The following is a 20,896-nucleotide window of genomic DNA, read 5'->3' as shown; positions in this document are numbered from 1 at the left end:
CGCGGCGGCTCGGCCCGTTCATGCCGGGCCGGCACTGCAAACACAATCAACGATACGGCGCGTCGGCAGCCTTCGCCGCGGCGATGTCCTTCTCGTAGCGGTCGCCCACCGCGAGCAGCATATCCTTCGTGAAATACAGGTCGCCGCGCTTTTCGCCGTGGTACTCGAGAATCTGCGTCTCGACGATCGAATCGACCGGGCAGCTCTCTTCGCAGAAACCGCAGAAGATGCACTTCGTCAGGTCGATGTCGTAGCGCGTCGTGCGGCGCGTGTTGTCCGCGCGCGTTTCCGATTCGATCGTGATCGCCAGCGCGGGGCACACGGCCTCGCACAGCTTGCACGCGATGCAGCGCTCTTCGCCGTTCTCATAGCGGCGCAGCGCGTGCAGCCCGCGGAAACGCGGCGAAATCGGGGTCTTCTCTTCCGGGAACTGCACGGTGAACTTGCGCTTGAACGTGTAACGACCGGTCAGCGCGAGCCCCTTCAGCAGCTCGGTCAGGAAGAAAGTCTTAAAGAAGTGTTGGATAGCCGTCATGATTTCGTCCTTACTTCACCCAGATGTTCAGCGGCGACATCATCCAGCAGCCGACCACGACCACCCAGATCACCGTGACCGGCAGGAACACCTTCCAGCCCAGACGCATGATCTGGTCGTAACGGAAGCGCGGGAACGTCGCACGCACCCAGATGAACACCGACAGCAGTGCGAAGACCTTCAGCACCAGCCAGAAGATGCCCGGGATGAACGACAGGAATTCGAACGGGGCGTCCCAGCCGCCGAGGAACAGCGTCGCAGCCAGCGCCGAAATCACGATCATGTTGATGTACTCGGCGAGGAAGAACAGCGCGAACGCCATACCCGAGTAATCGATCATGTGACCCGCGACGATCTCCGACTCCCCTTCCACCACGTCGAACGGGTGACGGTTCGTTTCGGCGATGCCCGAGATGAAGTAGACGACGAACGCCGGCAGCAGCGGCAGCCAGTTCCACGACAGGAAGTTCACGCCGTGGCCGGCGAAGAAGCCGTGCTGTTGCGAGCCGACGATTTCCGACAGGTTCAGGCTGCCGGCCGTCATCAGCACCAGCACCAGCGCGAAGCCCATCGAGATTTCGTACGACACCATCTGTGCCGCGGCGCGCATCGCACCGAGGAACGCGTACTTCGAGTTCGACGCCCAGCCGGCGAGAATCACCGCGTACACGCCGATCGACGAGATCGCCATCGCGTACAGCAGGCCCGCGTTCACGTTCGCGAGCACGGCTTCGGCCTGGAACGGGATCACCGCCCACACGGCGAACGCCGGCACGACGGTCATGATCGGCGCGATCAGGTACAGCCAGCGGCTGGCGGCGGTCGGCTGGATGACTTCCTTCAGCAGCAGCTTCAGCACGTCGGCGATCGGCTGCAGCAGGCCGCCGGGGCCGACGCGGTTCGGGCCGAGACGTACGTGCATCCAGCCGATCAGCTTGCGTTCCCACAGAATCAGGTACGCGACGCACAGCAGGATGACGACGGAGACGACGAGGATGCGCACGACTGCCCACACCGTCGGCCACGCGAAGCCGAGAAGCTGGGCCCCGCCCGCGTTGATCGTATCGAACAAGCTCATTTACGCCTTCTCCACCACCAGTTCACCGGACAGGCTGCCGAGCGCTGCGCCGGCAGGCGTCGCCGCCGACACGCGAACGACCGTCTCCGCAAGATTCGCGTCGCGCACGGCCGGCAACTGCACCGCACGCTCGCCCTGGCGCACGCGCACCGCGTCGCCTTCCTTCAAGCCCAGCTTGTCGAACAGCGCGGCCGGCAGGGCTGCGACGTTCGCCGCCTTCGCGGCGGCCGTCAAGTGCAGCGCACCTGCTCGGCGCACGAGTGCGTCGGCGTGATAGATCGGCACATCGGCCAGGCGCTCGAAACCACCGTTCGCGGCGTTCGCCGTGGCACGGGCCGGCGCGACCGACGTCTGGTTCGACAGGCGACCCGCGACGCCGGCGTCGCCGAGCGCGGCGACACGCACTTCTTCCGCGGTCTCGTATTCGAAGTTCGGCAGACCGAGCAGGCTGCCGAGCACGCGCAGCACCTTCCACGCCGGACGCGTGTCGCCGAGCGGGCGCACGACGCCGTTGAAGCTCTGCACGGTGCCTTCCGCGTTGACGAACGTACCGGCCGTTTCGGTGAACGGCGCAACCGGCAGCAGCACGTCGGCGTAGTCGAGGCCGTGCTTGAACGGCGACATCACGACGACCATCTCCGCCTGGTTCAGCGCGGCCAGTGCCTGCGCCGGGTCGGCCGTATCGAATTCCGGTTCGACGTTCAGCAGCACGTAGCCCTTGCGCGGCTGCGCGAACGCTTCGCGTGCGTTCAGGCCACCTTCGCCCGGCAGTGCGCCGACCACGTGCGCGCCGACCGTGTTCGCCGCTTCCGTCAGGAAGCCGAACGTGGCGCCGGTGTTGTCAGCGATCCACTGGGCGACGGCGTGCAGCTTCGCGAATTGCGGATGACGGACCGCGACGTTGCCGAGCAGCACCGCGCGGCGTTCGCCGTTCGCGAGCGACTGCGCGACAGCCTGGGCGGCCGGCGATGCCGTGACGCCCGCGAGCGCGTCGGGCAGCGCGACGCCGCGCAGTTGCGCGACGGCCGCGGCGATGCCGGCCAGCTCGTCGAGCCATGCGGACGGCGCGGCGACGATGCGTTGCGCGGTCGGGATCAGCGAATCGTCGCCGGTCGCGTGCAGGAAGTGCAGCTTCGCACCGTTCTTCGCAGCCTGACGCAGGCGCGATGCGAACAGCGGGTGGTCGCGGCGCAGGAACGACCCGACGACGAACGCGGCGTCCACGTTCGACAGATCGGCGATCGGCATGCCGAGCCACGGCGCGCCCTGGACCGGTGCCGAGAAATCCTGCTGACGCAGACGGAAGTCGACGTTCGGCGTTTTCAGTTCGTTGGCGAGCTGCTTCACGAGGAACAGCTCTTCGGCCGTGCTGTGCGCGCTCGCGAGCATCGCCAGCGCGTTCGCGCCGTGATCCGCGGCGATGCCCTTCAGGCCCTTCGCGACGTATTCGAGCGCGGTCTGCCAGTCGGTCTCGATCCACTGGCCGCCCTGCTTCAGCATCGGCTTCGTCAGGCGCTCTTCACTGTTGAGGCCTTCATACGAGAAGCGGTCCTTGTCCGAGATCCAGCATTCGTTGATCGCTTCGTTCTCGAACGGCAGCACGCGCATCACGCGGTTGTTCTTCACCTGCACGACGAGGTTCGCGCCGACGGAATCGTGCGGGCTCACCGACTTGCGACGCGACAGTTCCCAGGTACGGGCGCTGTAGCGGAACGGCTTGCTGGTCAGCGCGCCGACCGGGCACAGGTCGATCATGTTGCCCGACATTTCGGAGTCGACCGTCTTGCCGACGAACGTCGTGATTTCCGAATGCTCGCCGCGGCCCAGCATGCCGAACTCCATCACGCCGGCGATTTCCTGGCCGAAGCGGACGCAGCGCGTGCAGTGGATGCAGCGCGACATTTCTTCCATCGAGATCAGCGGGCCCACGTTCTTGTGGAACACCACGCGCTTTTCTTCCGAGTAGCGCGACGACGACTTGCCGTAGCCGACCGCCAGATCCTGCAGCTGGCATTCGCCGCCCTGATCGCAGATCGGGCAATCGAGCGGGTGATTGATGAGGAGGAATTCCATCACCGACTGCTGCGCCTTCACAGCCTTGTCGGACTGCGTGCGGACGATCATGCCGGCCGACACGGGGGTCGCGCAGGCAGGCACGGCCTTCGGCATCTTCTCGACTTCGACGAGACACATCCGGCAGTTGGCCGCAACCGACAGTTTCTTGTGATAGCAGAAGTGAGGAATGTACGTATCCGCCTTGTGCGCAGCCTGGATCACCATGCTGCCTTCGGGCACCTCGACCTTCTTGCCGTCTATTTCAAGTTCAACCATGATGGTGAATGGTCCTTAACCTATTTCCGCCCGTTCGCGCCTTCGCCCGACCGTGCGCTCAAATTCCGCAACCGGGTGCGCTTCAGGCTGCCGCCGCGTGCGCGTGGCCGCCGACCATGCAGTGCTTGTGCTCGACGTGGTACGCGAATTCGTCCCAGTAGTGCTTCAGCATCCCGCGTACCGGCATCGCCGCCGCATCGCCGAGCGCACAGATCGTGCGGCCCATGATGTTCTCGGCCACCGAGTTCAGCAGGTCCAGATCTTCCTGGCGGCCTTCGCCGTGCTCGATACGGTTCACGACGCGATACAGCCAGCCGGTGCCTTCACGGCACGGCGTGCACTGACCGCACGATTCCTCGTAGTAGAAGTACGACAGGCGCAGCAGCGAGCGCACCATGCAGCGCGTCTCGTCCATCACGATCACCGCGCCGGAACCGAGCATCGAGCCCGCCTTCGCGATCGAGTCGTAGTCGAGATCGGTCTGCATCATGATGTCGCCCGGGATCACCGGCGCCGACGAACCGCCCGGAATCACGGCCTTGATCTTCTTGCCGCCGCGCATCCCGCCGGCGAGCTCCATCAGCGTCGCGAACGGCGTGCCGAGCGGCACCTCGTAGTTGCCCGGGCGCTCGACGTCGCCCGACACCGAGAAAATCTTCGTGCCGCCGTTGTTCGGCTTGCCGATCTCGAGGTAATTCTGCGGCCCGATGGACAGCAGGAACGGCACCGCGGCGAACGTCTCGGTGTTGTTGATCGTGGTCGGCTTGCCGTACACGCCGAAGCTCGCCGGGAACGGCGGCTTGAAGCGCGGCTGGCCCTTCTTGCCTTCGAGCGACTCGAGCAGCGCCGTTTCCTCGCCGCAGATGTACGCGCCGTAACCGTGGTGCGCGTGCAGCTGGAACGAGAATTCCGAGCCCATGATGTTGTCGCCGAGGAACCCGGCGGCGCGTGCCTCATCGAGCGCGGCTTCGAAGCGTCGATACACTTCGAAGATTTCGCCGTGGATGTAGTTGTAGCCGACGGTGATGCCCATCGCGTACGCGCCGATGGCCATGCCTTCGATCAGCGCATGCGGGTTCCAGCGCAGGATGTCGCGATCCTTGAACGTGCCCGGCTCGCCTTCGTCCGAGTTGCAGACGAGGTACTTCTGCCCCGGGAACTGGCGCGGCATGAAGCTCCACTTCAGGCCGGTCGGGAAGCCCGCACCGCCGCGACCGCGCAGGCCCGACGCCTTCACGTCGGCGATCACCTGCTCGGGCGGAATCTTTTCTTCGAGAATGCGGCGCAGCTGCTTGTAGCCGCCGCGCGCAACGTAGTCTTCGAGGTGCCAGTTCTCGCCGTTCAGACCAGCGAGGATCAGCGGTTTGATGTGACGGTCGTGGAGGGACGTCATTTCGAGAGCTCCTCAAGCAGCTGGTCGATCTTCTCGCGGCTCATGAAGCTGCACATTCTGTGATTGTTCACCAGCAGCACCGGCGCATCGCCGCACGAGCCCATGCATTCGCCTTCCTTCAGCGTGAACTTGCCGTCGGGCGTGGTCTCGCCGAAGCCGATGCCCAGCTTCTGTTTCAGGTAGTCGGCAGTCGCTTCCGCGCCGCCGTGCGGGCCGAGCTGGCACGGCAGGTTCGTGCAGAGCGTGATCTTGTGCTTGCCGACCGGTTTGAGCTCGTACATCGTGTAGAACGTCGCGACTTCCTGCACGGCAACGGCCGGCATGCCGAGATAGTCCGCAACGAACTGCATCAGTTCGGGCGACAGCCAGCCGTGCTCTTCTTGAGCCACGGCCAACGCCGACATCACGGCGGACTGTTTCTGATCGGCGGGATACTTCGTCAACGCTCGATCGATTTCCTTCAGGCCTTCAGCTGAGATCATTTTCAGACACGACTCTTTCAATTCCTACCGAACGAACAACCTGCCGCACACTGGGGTGCATGGACGGCAGACCTGGCGCTCACTCTGTTGACAGCTTGCGAAGCCGCGCCGGTTCAGCGCGCATCGCGTGTGACTTACTGCTCGCCGCCCGCGCTCGCGGGCGGCGCAACCATTAGCGATCGATTTCGCCGAACACGATGTCCTGCGTACCGATGATCGTGACGGCGTCGGCGATCATGTGACCGCGCGCCATTTCGTCGAGCGACGCCAGGTGCGCGAAACCCGGTGCGCGAATCTTGAGGCGATACGGCTTGTTGGCGCCGTCCGACACGAGGTAGATGCCGAATTCACCCTTCGGATGCTCGACCGCCGCGTACGCTTCGCCTTCCGGCACATGGAAACCTTCGGTGAAGAGCTTGAAGTGGTGAATCAAGTCTTCCATGTTGGTCTTCATGCCGACGCGCGACGGCGGGGCAACCTTGTGATTGTCCGTCATCACCGGGCCCGGATTCTTGCGGAGCCACTCAATACACTGTTTCGCGATGCGGATCGACTGGCGCATTTCTTCGACGCGCACCAGATAGCGGTCGTAGCAATCGCCGTTCACGCCGACCGGCACGTCGAAATCCATCCGATCGTACACTTCGTAGGGCTGCTTCTTGCGCAGGTCCCACGCGATGCCCGAGCCGCGCAGCATCGGGCCCGTCAGGCCCATCTGCAGCGCACGTTCCGGGCTCACCACGCCGATCCCGACCAGACGCTGTTTCCAGATCCGGTTGTCGGTCAGCAGCGTTTCGTATTCGTCGACGCACTTCGGGAAGCGCGTGAAGAAATCGTCGATGAAGTCGAGCACCGAACCACTGCGCGCTTCGTTCATCTTCGCGAGCGCCTTCTCGTTGCGAATCTTCGACGCCTTGTATTGCGGCATTGCGTCAGGCAGATCGCGATAGACGCCGCCCGGACGATAGTAGGCCGCGTGCATCCGGGCGCCGGACACCGCTTCGTACACGTCCATCAGGTCTTCGCGCTCGCGGAACGCGTACAGGAACACGGCCATCGCGCCGACGTCGAGTGCGTGCGCGCCGATCCACATCAGGTGGTTCAGCACGCGCGTGATTTCGTCGAACAGCACGCGGATGTACTGCGCGCGCTCCGGCACTTCGATGCCGAGCAGCTTTTCGATCGCGAGCACGTAGCCGTGCTCGTTGACCATCATCGACACGTAGTCGAGACGGTCCATGTACGGCACGGACTGGATGAAGGTCTTGGATTCCGCGAGCTTTTCCGTCGCGCGGTGCAGCAGGCCGATGTGCGGATCGGCACGCTGGATGACTTCGCCGTCGAGCTCGAGCACGAGGCGCAGCACGCCGTGCGCTGCCGGGTGCTGCGGGCCGAAGTTGAGCGTGTAGTTCTTGATTTCTGCCATGACGCCCCCTTAATGTTTCAGACCGCCATAGCGATCCTCGCGGATCACGCGCGGCGTGATTTCGCGCGGCTCGATCGTCACCGGCTGGTACACGACCCGCTTCTCTTCCGGGTCGTAACGCATTTCGACGTAGCCCGACACCGGGAAGTCCTTGCGGAACGGGTGACCGATGAAGCCGTAGTCGGTGAGGATGCGGCGCAGGTCGGGGTGGCCTTCGAACACGATGCCGTACAGGTCGAACGCTTCGCGCTCGTACCAGTTCGCCGAGGTCCAGATGTCGACCAGCGACGCCACGATCGGCAGATCGTCGTCCGGCGCGAATGCGCGCAGGCGCAGGCGCCAGTTGTTCGTGACCGACAGCAGGTGCGACACGGCCGCGAAGCGCGGGCCGTCGTAGGCGCCGTCGCCGAAGGTCTGGTAGTCGACGCCGCACAGGTCGATCAGTTGCTCGAAACGGAGCTTCGGATCGTCGCGCAGCGTCTTTGCGACTTCGAGGTAATCGCTCGCCTTCACGACGAGCGTCAGTTCACCGATCGCTTCGGTGAGGCTCACCACGCGCGCGCCGAGCGCGGCTTCGAGGTTTGCCTTGAGGGTCTCGATTTTGCTTGCCATATTGAGGGGACGCTCGGGGCTTTATTGACGGGCGATGGTATTGGTGCGGCGGATCTTCGCCTGAAGCTGGATCACGCCGTAGACCAGCGCCTCGGCCGTGGGCGGACAGCCCGGCACGTAGACGTCGACCGGCACGATCCGGTCGCAGCCGCGGACCACCGAGTACGAGTAGTGGTAGTAACCACCCCCGTTTGCGCACGACCCCATCGAGATCACCCAGCGCGGCTCGGCCATCTGGTCGTACACGCGGCGCAGCGCGGGCGCCATCTTGTTGCACAGCGTGCCGGCCACGATCATCACGTCCGACTGACGCGGGCTCGGACGGAACACGACGCCGAACCGGTCCAGATCGTAACGGGCCGCGCCCGCATGCATCATCTCGACGGCGCAACACGCGAGCCCGAACGTCATCGGCCACAGCGAGCCGGTACGCGTCCAGTTGATCAGCTTGTCAGCCGTCGTGGTGACAAACCCTTCCTTCAAGACCCCTTCGATACTCATTTGCTTTCCACTCCAGACGAGCGACCGAGCGTGGCCGCCCATGCAAACCGGCGATTAACCCATCACTCCCAGTCGAGGCCGCCTTTCTTCCAGATATAGGCAAAGCCCAGCAGGAATTCGAGCAGAAAAATCATCATTGCGATGAAACCCGGCCAGCCGATGTCCCGGAGCGCGACGCCCCACGGAAACAGGAATGCGGTTTCGAGATCGAAGATGATGAACAGGATGGCGACGAGGTAATACCGAACGTCGAATTTCATCCGGGCGTCTTCAAAGGCTTCGAAGCCGCACTCGTACGGTGCGTTCTTCTCGACGTCCGGCTTGTTGGGACCAAGGAGCTTGCCGATGCTGACCAGCGCTATACCTAAACCAGTGCCCACGAGGAGGAACAACAAGACGGGGTAATAGGCTGCGAGGTTCAAGGCAATCCTCTATCGGTTGGTTCTGAGCGTCCGGAGAATACCACTTCCGGCGGAAGGAATCATTTCGGAGTACAGGCGATCGCAAGACAACCGCAAGCACACCCCAGAAATGAAAAATGCCAGCCACTAGAAGCGGCTGGCATTGAGTAACTTTGGTGCCGACGGCGAGACTCGAACTCGCACAGCTTTCGCCACTACCCCCTCAAGATAGCGTGTCTACCAATTTCACCACGTCGGCACTGCATGCAACTCGGGTTGTGCTGCTCGTTTCCCGCGAATCGCTTCAAGAATTAAATTCTAACCCGAGTTCCAGATTTGTTCAACGCACAAACGCAAAAAATTTAACTTTTTATTTCGGGACATCCTGGCCCGGCACGCTTGCGGCCGAACCGGCGGCAGCGGACGCCGCGACGGCCGGTGCCGACGCTGCAGGTGCCGATGCCGGCGCGGTCACGGCCGTGCCGAGCACGCCCGCCGACGGCGTCGACTTGTACGAACCGAGGTACGTCAGTGCGAGCGTCGCGACGAAGAAGATCGTCGCGAGAATGCCCGTCGTACGCGACAGGAAGTTCGCCGAGCCCGTCGCACCGAACAGGCTGCCCGACGCGCCGCTGCCGAACGCGGCGCCCATGTCGGCCCCCTTGCCGTGCTGCAGCAGCACGAGCCCAATCACACCGAGTGCAGACAGCACCTGCACCACAATAATCAGCGTCTTGAATAACAGCATCACACCCACCCGATTGGATCGGGCGACCGGACCGACCGGCCGCCGTCATGGTTCAATTCGATCTCGGACCGCTCAACGCGCGGCCCGGCAGATCGCCAGGAAATCTTCCGCCTTCAGCGACGCGCCGCCGATCAGGCCGCCGTCGATGTCCGGCTGCGCGAACAGCTCTTCCGCGTTGTCCGGCTTCACGCTGCCGCCGTACAGCACGGACACGTCCGCCGCCCCCTTTGCCGCAAGACGCGTACGCAGGAACGCGTGCACGTCCTGCGCCTGCGCCGACGTCGCGCTCTTGCCCGTGCCGATCGCCCAGACCGGCTCGTACGCGACGACGATGCGCGCGGCCTCGTCAGCCGTCAGCACGGCCAGCACCGCGTCGAGCTGCGCACCGACGACCTGCTCGGTCGCACCCGACTCGCGCTCGTCGAGCGTCTCGCCGACGCACACGACCGGCGTGAGGCCCGCCGCGAGCGCGCGCTGCGTCTTCGCCGCGACCGTCTCGCTGCTTTCGCCGTGATACGCGCGACGCTCCGAATGGCCGACGATCGCGTACCGCGCGCCGAACTCCGCCACCATCGCGGCCGCCACTTCGCCGGTGAACGCGCCTTGCTCGTGCGCGGACACGTCCTGCGCACCGAACGCGACACGGCCACCGCCGAGTTGCGCCTGAACCTGCGCGAGATACGGGAACGGCACGCACACGCCAATCGACGTTTCAGCCGCCACCGCGCCCGCACCCTGCACCACTTCGTTCAGCAGCGCCTGGTTGCCGGCCAGCCGGCCGTGCATCTTCCAGTTGCCGATCACTCGCTTTGTTCGTTGTTTCGACATCGTGTCCGTCTCGTCACTATCTTGTCATTAACGTGCCGGAACCCGGCCGTCAGGTTGGATCTGGCGAAGCAAACCCGCGATTTTACTGCGCGGGGCTTGAACCGGTCAAACCGCGCATGTCAAGCCCGCCGCACGGGGCGTCAGGCGTTCGACCCCCAATCGAGCACGATCTTGCCGGTATGCTCGCTGCTTTCCATCAGCGCATGCGCCTGCGCGGCGTCCGCGGCGGGCAGCACGCGATAGATCACCGGCTTGATGCGGCCGTCGGCGAGCAGCGGCCATACGCGCGCCTTCAGCTGCGCGGCGATACGGGCCTTGAATTCGACCGGGCGCGGGCGCAGCGTCGAACCGGTGATCGTCAGCCGGCGGCGCAGGATCTCGCCGAGGTTGACGTCGGCCTTCGCGCCGCCAAGCAGCGCGATCAGCACGAGACGGCCGCCGTCCGCGAGCGCGGACAGCTCGCGCGGCACGTACGAGCCCGCCACCATGTCGAGGATCACGTCGACGCCGCGATCGTGCGTCAGCGACTTCACGACTTCGACGAAGTCTTCGGTCTTGTAGTTGATCGCGCGCTCGGCGCCGAGCGCCTCGCACGCACGGCACTTGTCGGCGGTGCCGGCCGTCGCGAACACGCGAAAACCGAGCGCATGCGCGATCTGGATCGCCGTCACGCCGATGCCGCTGGAGCCGCCCTGCACGAGCAGCGTCTCGTGCTCGCCGCCCTCGCCCGCGCCGAGCTGCGCACGGTCGAACACGTTGCTCCACACGGTGAAAAACGTTTCGGGCAGCGACGCGGCCTCGATATCGGTGAGGCCGCCCGGCACCGGCAGGCACTGCGGCAGCGGCGCGACCGCATATTCGGCATAGCCGCCGCCCGCGAGCAACGCGCACACGCGGTCGCCGAGCTTCAGGCCGAACGGGTTCAGCACCGCATCGGACAGATCGCCGCCGACGATCTCGCCCGCGACCTCGAGGCCCGGCAGATCCGACGCACCCGGCGGCGGCGCATAGGCGCCCTTGCGCTGGAACACGTCGGGCCGGTTCACGCCGGAAGCCGCCACCTTGATCAGCACCTCGCCGCGCTTCGGTTCGGGGCGCGGACGCTCCGCGAGCTTCAGCACGTCGGGGGCGCCGAATTCGGTGATTTCGATGGCTTTCATGGTGAAAATCGCTCCAGGATCGGAATCGGATGGCACGCCCGCGCGCACGGCGTGGACGCCTCGCCGGCGCTGCTGCGCCGCACAACGATGCTACAGAAAAAACGGCCGGCACGCTTTCGCACTGCCGGCCGTTGATCCGCCTGTCCGCTTACTGCTGCGGCGGCGTATCCGACTGCGCTGCAGCCGCTGCTTCATTCAGCAGCGCCTTGGCCGACAGACGCACGCGCCCCTTCTCGTCCGTCTGGATCACCTTGACCTTCACCTGCTGACCTTCCTTCAGGTAGTCGTTGATGTCCTTCACGCGCTCGTTGACGATTTCCGAGATGTGCAGCAGGCCGTCCTTGCCCGGCAGCAGGTTCACGATCGCGCCGAAATCGAGCAGCTTGAGCACCGTGCCTTCGTACACCTGGCCGACTTCGATCTCGGCCGTGATCTGCTCGATGCGCTTCTTCGCTTCGGCCATGCCGTCGCTGCTCGTGCTCGCGATCGTCACGACGCCGTCGTCCGAGATGTCGATGGTCGTGCCCGTTTCTTCCGTCAGCGCGCGGATCACCGAACCGCCCTTGCCGATCACGTCGCGGATCTTTTCCGGGTTGATCTTGATGGTGATCATGCGCGGCGCGAATTCCGACAGTTGCGTGTTCGCACCCGACACCGCCGAGGTCATCTTGCCGAGGATGTGCATGCGGCCTTCCTTCGCCTGCGCGAGCGCGACCTGCATGATTTCCTTCGTGATGCCCTGGATCTTGATGTCCATCTGCAGCGCCGTCACGCCTTGCTCGGTGCCGGCCACCTTGAAGTCCATGTCGCCGAGGTGGTCTTCGTCGCCGAGGATGTCGGTCAGCACCGCGAACTTGTTGCCTTCGAGGATCAGGCCCATCGCGATACCCGCGACGTGCGCTTTCATCGGCACGCCGGCGTCCATCAGCGCGAGGCAGCCGCCGCACACCGATGCCATCGACGACGAACCGTTCGATTCGGTGATTTCCGACACGACGCGGATCGAGTAGCCGAATTCGTCGGCGCTCGGCAGGCACTTGACCAGCGCGCGCTTGGCCAGCCGGCCGTGGCCGATTTCGCGGCGCTTCGGCGAACCGACGCGGCCCGTTTCGCCGGTCGCGAACGGGGGCATGTTGTAGTGAAGCATGAAGCGCTCGCGGTATTCGCCTTCGAGCGCGTCGATGATCTGCTCGTCACCCTTCGTGCCGAGCGTCGCGACGACCAGCGCCTGCGTCTCGCCGCGCGTGAACAGCGCCGAGCCGTGGGTACGCGGCAGCACGCCGGTGCGGATTTCGATCGGGCGCACGGTGCGCGTGTCGCGGCCGTCGATGCGCGGCTCGCCGTTCAGGATCTGCGAGCGGACGATCTTCGCTTCGATGTCGAACAGGATATTGCCGACGGTGGCCTTGTCGGCCGCGACCGTGCCGGCCGCCAGCGCGTCTTCCTCGAGCTTCGCCGAGGTCGCCGCGTAGACTTCCTTCAGCTTCGCCGAACGTGCCTGCTTGTCGCGCAGCTGGTAAGCGGCGAGCAGATCGTTCTGCGCCAGCTCGGTCACGCGTGCGATCAGCGCCTCGTTCTTCGGCGCCGGCTGCCAGTCCCACTCGGGCTTGCCGCCGTCGCGCACCAGTTCGTGGATCGCGTCGATCGCGATCTGCATCTGCTCGTGGCCGAACACCACCGCGCCCAGCATCACGTCTTCCGACAGTTGGTCGGCTTCCGATTCGACCATCAGCACGGCGCGCTCGGTACCCGCGACGACGAGGTCGAGGCTCGATGCCTTGATCTGGTCACGCGTCGGGTTCAGCACGTACGCGTTGTCGATGTACGCGACGCGTGCGGCGCCGACCGGGCCGTTGAACGGCAGGCCCGACACGGCGAGCGCAGCCGATGCGCCGATCAGCGCGGGGATGTCCGCCGGGATTTCCGGGTTCACGGACAGCACGTGGATCACGACCTGGACTTCGTTGTAGAAGCCTTCCGGGAACAGCGGGCGCAGCGGACGGTCGATCAGGCGCGACGTCAGCGTCTCGTGCTCCGACGGACGGCCTTCGCGGCGGAAGAAGCCGCCCGGGATCTTGCCGGCCGAATAGGTTTTCTCGAGGTAGTCGACGGTCAGCGGGAAGAAGTCCTGGCCCGGCTTCGCCGACTTCGCGCCGACGACGGTCGCGAGCACGACGGTGTCTTCGACGTCGACGATCACGGCGCCGCTCGCCTGGCGAGCGACTTCACCGGTTTCGAGGCGCACCTTGTGCTGGCCCCACTGGAATTCCTTCACGACCTTGTTGAACATGGACATGGTTGCTCCTTTGTATTCATGCATTTCATTCGCCGCGCCGGCGATCCCGCGCGGCGGCGTCCCGACCGAATCACCCGGAGCAAGGTGTGTTTTTTATGCCATTCCAGCGCGGCGCTCAGGCAGCGACGCGCTGGAATGACACAAATCCCGCCCCGGTATCGATCGTTGCGGCAGGCCGGCACGAACGTGCCGGACAGCCTGCGATGCGTGTGACGCTACGCACCGCGCAAAAACAAAATGCCTGTATCAGCGGACTGACACAGGCATCTTGCTGGCGGCAATCGCCTCGATTACTTACGCAGACCCAGCTTCTCGATCAGTGCGCGGTAACGGTCGGCATCCTTGCCCTTGAGGTAGTCGAGCAGCTTGCGGCGGCGGCTCACCATGCGCAGCAGGCCGCGGCGGCTGTGGTGATCCTTCGCGTGGGTCTTGAAGTGACCCGTCAGTTCGACGATACGTGCGGTCAGCAGTGCGACCTGGACTTCGGGCGACCCCGTGTCGTTGGTACCGCGGGCGAACTGAGCAACGACTTCCGACTTCTTGATATCTGCAACAGACATGTGATTTCCTTTCTAACTGAACAGGCGGACACGGAAGAATGGCCGTGCCGTGACTTACAACCGGCGCGCATTGTAGCACAACTCGATGCCGTTCTTACCGCCTCCCGTCACGGACGCGTCATCGAACACGTCGACGGCATCTCCGTGCGCTGCGCCGGCACCGCGAGCACCGTCCGGAAGCCGTAGCCCGACCCTTCGTTGTCGAAGCGCACGCCCGGCGCGCCGACCTTGTCCATGTCCATCACGTAAAGGGGCTGGATCAGCTGGTGATCCTGCGCGCGCATCCGCGACGCGTGGAAGCCGTCGTCGAACGACAGGCCTTCGAGCGCACGCGCGACCGCGACCGGGTCGGCCGACCCCGCGCGGGTCATCGCGGCGGCCAGCATCTCGATCATCTGGCTCATCCGCCGCACCGGATAGTCGTCCTGCGCGGCCGGGAAACGGGTCCGGAACGCGCGGTAGAACGCGTCGGATTTGGCCCCGCCCGCGTTCGGATGCCAGTCGGCCACGGCCACCACGCGGCCGACGCCCGCGTCGCCCAGGGCCGCCGGCGCGCCGAGGCTGTTGCCGTAGAACGTATAGAACTTCGCGTCGAGCCCCTGTTCGCGCGCCGCCTTCACGAGCAGCGTGAGGTCGTTGCCCCAGTTGCCGGTCACGACGGCGTCCGCGCCGCTGGCGCGGATCTTCGCGATATACGGCGAGAAATCCTTGATCCGGCCGATCGGGTGGAATTCGTCGCCCGCGATCGTCACGTCCGGGCGCCGCGCGGCCAGCGCTTGCCGTGCGAGGGTGCTGACGTCGTGGCCGAAGCTGTAGTCCTGGTTCAGCAGATAGACCTTGCGCAGCGCGCGATCGCGCGCCATCACGTCCGCGAGCGCGGCCATCCGCATGCCGGCATGCGCATCGAAGCGGAAATGCCAGAAACTGCAACGCGCGCCGGTCAGCGCCGGATCGTCGGCCGAATAGTTCAGGAACAGCATCCGGCTGTCCGGATTGCGCGCGTTCAGCTTGTCGAGCGCCGCGACGAGCGCGGCCGCGACGGCCGAGCTGTTGCCCTGCGCGACAAAGCCGATATGGCGGTCGGCCGCCGCGCGCAACTGCACGAGCGCCTCCTCCGGGCTGCCCTTGCTGTCGAGCACGACGAGTTCGAGCGGATGCGCGCCATCGCGCAGCTTCACGCCGCCCGCCGCGTTGACCTGCTCGACACCGAAACGCAGGTTGCGCTCGACCGCCGCCCCCGCGTTCGCGAACGGGCCCGACATCCCTTCGATTAGCGCGATCCGCACCGGCTCGCCACCGGCAAACGCGGACGACGCCAGCATCCACCCCGCGCTCCACGCGAGCGCGCACCGCTTCCAACCCTGCATCGGCCACCTGCCCTTCAATCTGCCCGAGAAGCGCGGATCATAGGCCGCCGCGACCGCCGCCCGCAAGCGCGACAGCTGCGATCCGCACCGATTTTTCGCATGCGATGCGCCGTCGCGCGCCGTCCGTGATAAAACGGGACTTGTTTCCGTGTTCTGGAGAATCCGATGCGCATTCGCATTCCCGCGCGCCTGCCGGTGCTGGCCGTCTGCGCTACCGCGCTGCTGGCCGGTTGCGCGCAACCGTGGCAGCAATACCAGGCCGGCCAGGACGAGTCGGCGATCGTCGCACGCATGGGCCCGCCGCGCGAGATCTACGACCTGCCCGGCGGCGGCAAGCGCCTGATGTGGCCGACCCAGCCAATGGGCGAAATCACGGTCGCGGCCGACGTCGATGCGGCCCACCGGATCGTCAACGTGCGTCAGGTGCTGCAGCCGAGCGAGTTCTATCGCGCGGAGATCGGCAAGTGGACGAAGACCGACGTCCTCGTCAATTTCGGACGCCCGGTCGAGACGTCCTACTTCCCGCTGATGAAACGCGAGGTGTGGACGTACCGGTATCTCGAGGACAACGTCTGGTACATGATGTACAGCTTCTACTTCGATCCGCAGGGCATCCTGCGCACCACGCAGAAAACGCCGGACCCGCTGCACGATCCCGATCGCCGCACCCTGTTCTGACCGATTGCGCATTCAAGCGCAATTGTCGCAATGGCCATTTACGAATTATTGCGTGAATGGCCATTTCATTTTTTCCGTCGTCTTATTTAATTCGAAGAACAAGACGGAAATCTTTTCCGATTCCTGACATTCCGATGGCAAGCCGCTGAACGCCCCGTCATGCGGGCCACTGCGCGCATACAGGCATGGGCCGTGCATGTCATGCGTCGCGCTGGTGCATGCAATGCACTATGCCCAATCAATTTGAAACAATTTGTTTCAGTTCACCCGGAGTGCTAGGGCATACCCCTAATATCAGTCGAAATTCAACCTTTCAATTTAGAAAGAATGCGCTTGCGCCATTTCGGCCGATATTTATTTGCCTTTATCACAAAGGAGTCCTCATGAATCGCCCCAAGAGCATGCTGGTTGCCAACATTGCCTGGGCCCGCGAGACGCGCGAACACACGCCCGGCTTCTTCGACGCGCTCGCGCGCGGCCAGAACCCGCGCGTCCTGTGGATCGGCTGCGCCGACAGCCGCGTGCCGGCGGAAACCATCACGCACTGCGCGCCCGGCGAGCTGTTCGTCCATCGCAACATCGCGAACCTGTTCCATCCCGACGACGACAATTCCGCCAGCGTGCTCGAGTACGCGGTGCGGGTGCTGAAGGTCGATCACGTGATCGTGTGCGGCCACTACGGATGCGGCGGCGTGCGCGCATCGCTGCTGCCGCCGCCCGCCGACCTGCCGCACGTCGCGCGCCGCATCGCACCGCTCTGCGCGCTCGCGCGGCGCCATCGCGACACGCTCGACGGGCTCGACGACATGGCCGCCGCCGACCGCCTCGCCGAGCTGAACGTGCTCGAACAGGTGCGGCTGCTGCGCGCGTCGCCGATCGTGCGCGGTCGCGAACGGCCGCCGCTCGTGCACGGCTGGATCTTTTCGCTCGCCGACGGCCGCCTGAAGGAGCTCGATTCCGGCTATGCGGCATTGCCGACCGAAGCCGAGCCCGAACCTGTCGCGACCGCCGCCGCGCTCGGTTGACCCGCGCCCTGCCCTTCCTGCCAACGAAACCACCCCAACCATGAAACTGAACGAGCGCCTGTCCACCCTGCCGCGCGACATCGTCGCCGGCATCGTCGTTTTCCTCGTTGCGCTACCGCTCTGTCTCGGTATCGCCAACGCCTCCGGCGTCGAGCCGTTCGCCGGGCTCGTGTCGGGCATCGTCGGCGGCATCGTCGTCGCGCTGCTGAGCGGCTCGTCGCTGTCCGTCAGCGGACCGGCCGCCGGCCTCGTCGTGATCGTCGTCGAAGGGATCGCGCAACTCGGCAGCTTCTCCGCGTTCCTGCTCGCGGTGCTGCTGTCCGGCGTGCTGCAGTTCGGCTTCGGCATGCTGCGCGCCGGCCGCTTCGCCGCCTACGTGCCGTCGCCCGTCATCAAGGGCATGCTCGCCGCGATCGGCCTGCTGCTGATCGTGAAGCAGATTCCGTTCGCCTTCGGCATTGGCGGCTCGGCCGCGCAATCGTTTGCGAACTGGCCGGGGCTGCCGGTCGCATGGGCCGCCACGGCCATCGCGCTCGCGTCGCTCGCGCTGCTGGTGGCATGGGACACCCCCGCGCTGCGCCGCTTCGCGCTGGTGCGCTCGGTGCCCGCGCCGCTCGCGGTGGTCGTGCTCGGCATCGGCGCGACGCTGGTGCTGGGTGTCGTCGCGCCCGCGGTCGCGCCGGGCGCCGCCCACCGCGTCACCTTGCCCGAACTCGGATCGTTCACCGCCTTCGCGGCATCGCTCAAGCACGCGGAGCTCGGCCCCAACTTCGCGCAGCTCGTCAATCCGGACGTGTGGCGCGTCGCGATCACGCTCGCGGTCGTCGCCAGTCTCGAAACCCTGCTGAGCCTCGAAGCGGTCGAACAGATCGACCCGAAGCGCCGGCCGGTGCAACCCGACCGCGAACTGAAGGCCCAGGGCGTCGGCAATCTCGTCGCGGGCGCGGTCGGCGGCCTGCCGATCACGTCGGTGATCGTGCGCAGCTCGGTGAACGTCAACGCGGGCGCGCAAAGCCGGATGTCGGCGATCGTCCACGGGGTGCTGCTGCTCGCCAGCGTGTTCGCGCTCACCGGGCTGATCAACCTGATCCCGCTCGCGAGCCTCGCCGCGATCCTGATCCACACGGGCTTCAAGCTGGCGAAGCCGGCGCTGTTCCGCTCGGTGATGAAACAGGGGCCGGCCGCGTTCGTGCCGTTCGCCGCGACGATCGTCGGCGTGCTGGCGGTCGACCTGCTGTTCGGCATCGCGCTCGGCCTCGCGTGCAGCGTGCTCGCCGTCGCCGTCGCGAACCTGAAGAGCCCCGTCACGCTCGCGCAGCATGACGACCACTTCCTGCTGTCGTTCCGCAAGGACGTGTCGTTTCTGGGCAAGGTACAGGTCAAGCACCATCTGCGGCACATTCCGGACCGCGCGGCGGTGATCATCGACGCGACGCGCGCCGACTACATCGATCACGACGTGCTCGAACTGCTCGATGCGTTCGTCGCCGATGCGCCGCGGCGCGGGATCGCGGTCGAGTTCCGCCGGCGCCAGCCGGCGCCACGCACGGCGGCGCGCCGCTGGCTGTTCCGCGCGCCGGCCGCCGAATGAGCGGCCGATGAAAAAACACCCCGGCGGCGCAGGGCCGCACGGGGCGTTTCGGGCAACGTGACGCGCGGCGCTTACGAGCGCTGCGGGTTGACCTTGTCGTCCTTCGAGTGCAGCTTGTTCAGCGCGGAAATGTACGCCTTCGCGGACGCGGCGACGATATCCGGATCGGTGCCGACGCCGTTGACGATCCGCCCGCTCTTCGACAGCCGGACGGTCACTTCGCCCTGCGCCTGCGTGCCGGTCGTGATCGCGTTCACCGAGTACAGCAGCAGCTCGGACCCGCTGCCGACCTCACCCTCGATCGCATTGAACGTCGCATCGACCGGGCCGTTGCCGCGCGCCTCGCCGGTCACTTCCTTGCCTTCGACCGCGAACACGACCTTCGCCTGCGGCTGCTCGCCCGTTTCCGAACGCTGCGACAGCGACACGAACTTGAAGTGCTCCTGCTCCTGCGCGAGCGCCGACTCCTCGGACACGATCGCGATGATGTCCTCGTCGAAGATCTCCGCCTTGCGGTCGGCCAGATCCTTGAAGCGCATGAACGCGGCATTCAATTCCGCTTCGCTGTCGAGCGACACGCCGAGCTCCTGCAGGCGCTGCTTGAACGCGTTGCGGCCCGACAACTTGCCGAGCACGATCTTGTTCGCGGTCCAGCCCACGTCTTCCGCGCGCATGATCTCGTAGGTGTCGCGCGCCTTCAGCACGCCGTCCTGGTGAATGCCCGACGCGTGCGCGAATGCGTTCGCGCCGACCACCGCCTTGTTCGGCTGCACGACGAAGCCGGTGATCTGCGACACGAGCTTCGACGTCGGCACGATCTGCGACGTGTCGATGCCGACGTCGAGGCCGAAATAGTCCTTGCGGGTCTTCACGGCCATCACGATTTCCTCGAGCGACGTATTGCCCGCGCGCTCGCCGAGACCGTTGATCGTGCACTCGACCTGACGCGCGCCGCCGATCTTCACGCCGGCGAGCGAGTTCGCGACCGCCATCCCGAGGTCGTTGTGGCAGTGCACCGAAAAGATCGCCTTGTCCGAGTTCGGAATGCGCTCGCGCAGCGTCTTCACGAGGTTGCCGTAGAGTTCCGGCACGCCGTAGCCGACCGTATCGGCGATGTTGATCGTCGTCGCGCCTTCCGCGATCACGGCTTCCAGCACGCGGCACAGGAAATCCATGTCCGAGCGGCTGCCGTCTTCCGGCGAGAACTCGACGTTGTCGGTGAACTTGCGTGCGAAACGCACCGCGAGGCGCGCCTGCTCGAACACCTGGTCGGGCGTCATCCGCAGCTTCTTCTCCATGTGCAGCGGCGACGTCGCGATGAACGTGTGGATCCGGAAGCTGTTGGCCGGCTTCAGCGCGTCGGCCGCGCGCTGGATGTCCTTGTCGTTGGCCCGCGCCAGCGAGCAGATCGTGCTGTCCTTCACGAGACCGGCGATCGTGTGGATCGCGTCGAAATCGCCGTTCGAGCTGGCGGCGAAGCCGGCCTCGATCACGTCGACCTTCATCCGCTCGAGATTCTTCGCGATACGGATTTTCTCTTCCTTCGTCATCGATGCACCGGGCGATTGCTCGCCGTCACGCAACGTCGTATCGAAAATGATCAGCTTGTCTGTCATGGGGGGCTCCAGGGCTCTTTTATACGGAAGTCAAACGTAACGAGATCGCGCCACCGCTGGCGACGCTCAACAACAGACGAGGCTTGAGACGGAGGGCGAGAACGGTCAGCGCGGCAGGCGCGCCAAAGCTGGCGCGCGTAGCGGCGCACCGGCTAGAAGGAGGGAGAGGCGGGGAAATGCAGTCATGCCAAAGACTATAGCGACATTCGGTTGGCCGCGCAATCGGACGGCACCCGGGGATCGACGCGCCCCCGGCTCGAAAAAGGGG

The 20,896-nt window shown here is 65.3% G+C and carries 19 protein-coding genes and 1 tRNA gene; 3 read left to right on the top strand and 17 right to left on the bottom strand.

What is annotated here, in order from left to right:
* Positions 1-46: 46 nt before the first annotated feature.
* The 16 genes from nuoI to H0X91_RS24560 all read right to left on the bottom strand — a co-directional run bounded on the left by nuoI (position 47) and on the right by H0X91_RS24560 (position 15,718).
* Positions 47-535 carry an NADH-quinone oxidoreductase subunit NuoI gene (nuoI, locus tag H0X91_RS24635; RefSeq protein WP_006484869.1) on the bottom strand — a complete coding sequence of 163 codons (489 nt, stop codon included), beginning with the start codon at positions 533-535 and terminating at the stop codon, positions 47-49.
* 10 nt (positions 536-545) lie between these two features.
* Entirely contained in the window at positions 546-1,613 is a 1,068-nt protein-coding gene (nuoH, locus tag H0X91_RS24630; protein ID WP_006484885.1) for an NADH-quinone oxidoreductase subunit NuoH, read from the bottom strand.
* Positions 1,614-3,944, bottom strand: coding sequence for an NADH-quinone oxidoreductase subunit NuoG (nuoG, locus tag H0X91_RS24625; RefSeq protein WP_058901652.1), 2,331 nt, complete (start codon positions 3,942-3,944; stop codon positions 1,614-1,616).
* Between the two features lie 82 nt (positions 3,945-4,026).
* The gene (nuoF, locus tag H0X91_RS24620) at positions 4,027-5,337 is read right to left on the bottom strand and encodes an NADH-quinone oxidoreductase subunit NuoF (protein ID WP_006478267.1); all 1,311 of its coding nucleotides are present in this window, start codon (positions 5,335-5,337) and stop codon (positions 4,027-4,029) included.
* Positions 5,334-5,819 carry an NADH-quinone oxidoreductase subunit NuoE gene (gene nuoE, locus H0X91_RS24615; RefSeq protein ID WP_006478266.1) on the bottom strand — a complete coding sequence of 162 codons (486 nt, stop codon included), beginning with the start codon at positions 5,817-5,819 and terminating at the stop codon, positions 5,334-5,336. The genes nuoF and nuoE overlap by 4 nt, the downstream gene beginning before the upstream one ends.
* Before the next feature lie 172 nt (positions 5,820-5,991).
* Positions 5,992-7,245: an NADH-quinone oxidoreductase subunit D gene (locus H0X91_RS24610; protein WP_006478265.1), complete on the bottom strand. Its 1,254-nt coding sequence runs from the start codon at positions 7,243-7,245 to the stop codon at positions 5,992-5,994.
* A gap of 9 nt (positions 7,246-7,254) precedes the next feature.
* Entirely contained in the window at positions 7,255-7,857 is a 603-nt protein-coding gene (locus tag H0X91_RS24605; protein WP_006478264.1) for an NADH-quinone oxidoreductase subunit C, read from the bottom strand.
* Positions 7,858-7,878: 21 nt separating this feature from the next.
* Positions 7,879-8,358 (bottom strand): NuoB/complex I 20 kDa subunit family protein, encoded by a 480-nt coding sequence (locus tag H0X91_RS24600; RefSeq protein WP_006398799.1) that lies wholly within the window; start codon positions 8,356-8,358, stop codon positions 7,879-7,881.
* Positions 8,359-8,420: 62 nt separating this feature from the next.
* Positions 8,421-8,780 (bottom strand): NADH-quinone oxidoreductase subunit A, encoded by a 360-nt coding sequence (locus H0X91_RS24595; protein WP_006398798.1) that lies wholly within the window; start codon positions 8,778-8,780, stop codon positions 8,421-8,423.
* A gap of 153 nt (positions 8,781-8,933) precedes the next feature.
* Positions 8,934-9,018 (bottom strand) — tRNA-Leu (locus H0X91_RS24590).
* A gap of 111 nt (positions 9,019-9,129) precedes the next feature.
* The gene (gene secG / locus H0X91_RS24585) at positions 9,130-9,507 is read right to left on the bottom strand and encodes a preprotein translocase subunit SecG (protein WP_012492733.1); all 378 of its coding nucleotides are present in this window, start codon (positions 9,505-9,507) and stop codon (positions 9,130-9,132) included.
* 72 nt (positions 9,508-9,579) lie between these two features.
* Positions 9,580-10,335 (bottom strand): triose-phosphate isomerase, encoded by a 756-nt coding sequence (gene tpiA, locus H0X91_RS24580; protein ID WP_006484882.1) that lies wholly within the window; start codon positions 10,333-10,335, stop codon positions 9,580-9,582.
* 140 nt (positions 10,336-10,475) lie between these two features.
* Positions 10,476-11,495, bottom strand: coding sequence for an NAD(P)H-quinone oxidoreductase (locus H0X91_RS24575; RefSeq protein WP_059721339.1), 1,020 nt, complete (start codon positions 11,493-11,495; stop codon positions 10,476-10,478).
* Positions 11,496-11,643: 148 nt separating this feature from the next.
* Entirely contained in the window at positions 11,644-13,791 is a 2,148-nt protein-coding gene (pnp, locus tag H0X91_RS24570; RefSeq protein ID WP_034178497.1) for a polyribonucleotide nucleotidyltransferase, read from the bottom strand.
* Positions 13,792-14,081: 290 nt separating this feature from the next.
* On the bottom strand, positions 14,082-14,351 hold the full coding sequence (rpsO, locus tag H0X91_RS24565) for a 30S ribosomal protein S15 (protein ID WP_006398792.1): 270 nt from the start codon (positions 14,349-14,351) through the stop codon (positions 14,082-14,084).
* A 107-nt stretch (positions 14,352-14,458) separates the two neighbouring features.
* Positions 14,459-15,718, bottom strand: a complete 1,260-nt coding sequence (locus H0X91_RS24560; RefSeq protein ID WP_043205563.1) for a branched-chain amino acid ABC transporter substrate-binding protein — start codon at positions 15,716-15,718, stop codon at positions 14,459-14,461.
* Positions 15,719-15,883: 165 nt separating this feature from the next.
* On the opposite strand from H0X91_RS24560, the gene H0X91_RS24555 reads away from it, so the two are divergent.
* The 3 genes from H0X91_RS24555 (at position 15,884) to H0X91_RS24545 (ending at position 19,012) form a co-directional block, all read left to right on the top strand.
* Positions 15,884-16,396: a hypothetical protein gene (locus H0X91_RS24555; RefSeq protein WP_006484895.1), complete on the top strand. Its 513-nt coding sequence runs from the start codon at positions 15,884-15,886 to the stop codon at positions 16,394-16,396.
* 383 nt (positions 16,397-16,779) lie between these two features.
* Positions 16,780-17,421, top strand: coding sequence for a carbonic anhydrase (locus tag H0X91_RS24550; RefSeq protein ID WP_006497012.1), 642 nt, complete (start codon positions 16,780-16,782; stop codon positions 17,419-17,421).
* A 40-nt stretch (positions 17,422-17,461) separates the two neighbouring features.
* Entirely contained in the window at positions 17,462-19,012 is a 1,551-nt protein-coding gene (locus H0X91_RS24545) for a SulP family inorganic anion transporter (protein WP_006493526.1), read from the top strand.
* Between the two features lie 71 nt (positions 19,013-19,083).
* Here the strand turns inward: H0X91_RS24545 and H0X91_RS24540 are convergent, their stop codons facing one another.
* Positions 19,084-20,628 (bottom strand): 2-isopropylmalate synthase, encoded by a 1,545-nt coding sequence (locus H0X91_RS24540; RefSeq protein WP_006491031.1) that lies wholly within the window; start codon positions 20,626-20,628, stop codon positions 19,084-19,086.
* Between the last annotated feature and the right edge of the window lie 268 nt (positions 20,629-20,896).

The organism is Burkholderia sp. 9777_1386 (assembly GCF_015712265.1).
GTDB classification, from domain to species: Bacteria; Pseudomonadota; Gammaproteobacteria; order Burkholderiales; family Burkholderiaceae; genus Burkholderia; species Burkholderia cenocepacia.
Note: the sequence above shows the minus strand (reverse complement) of the source record. Positions and strands in the feature narration are given on the sequence as shown.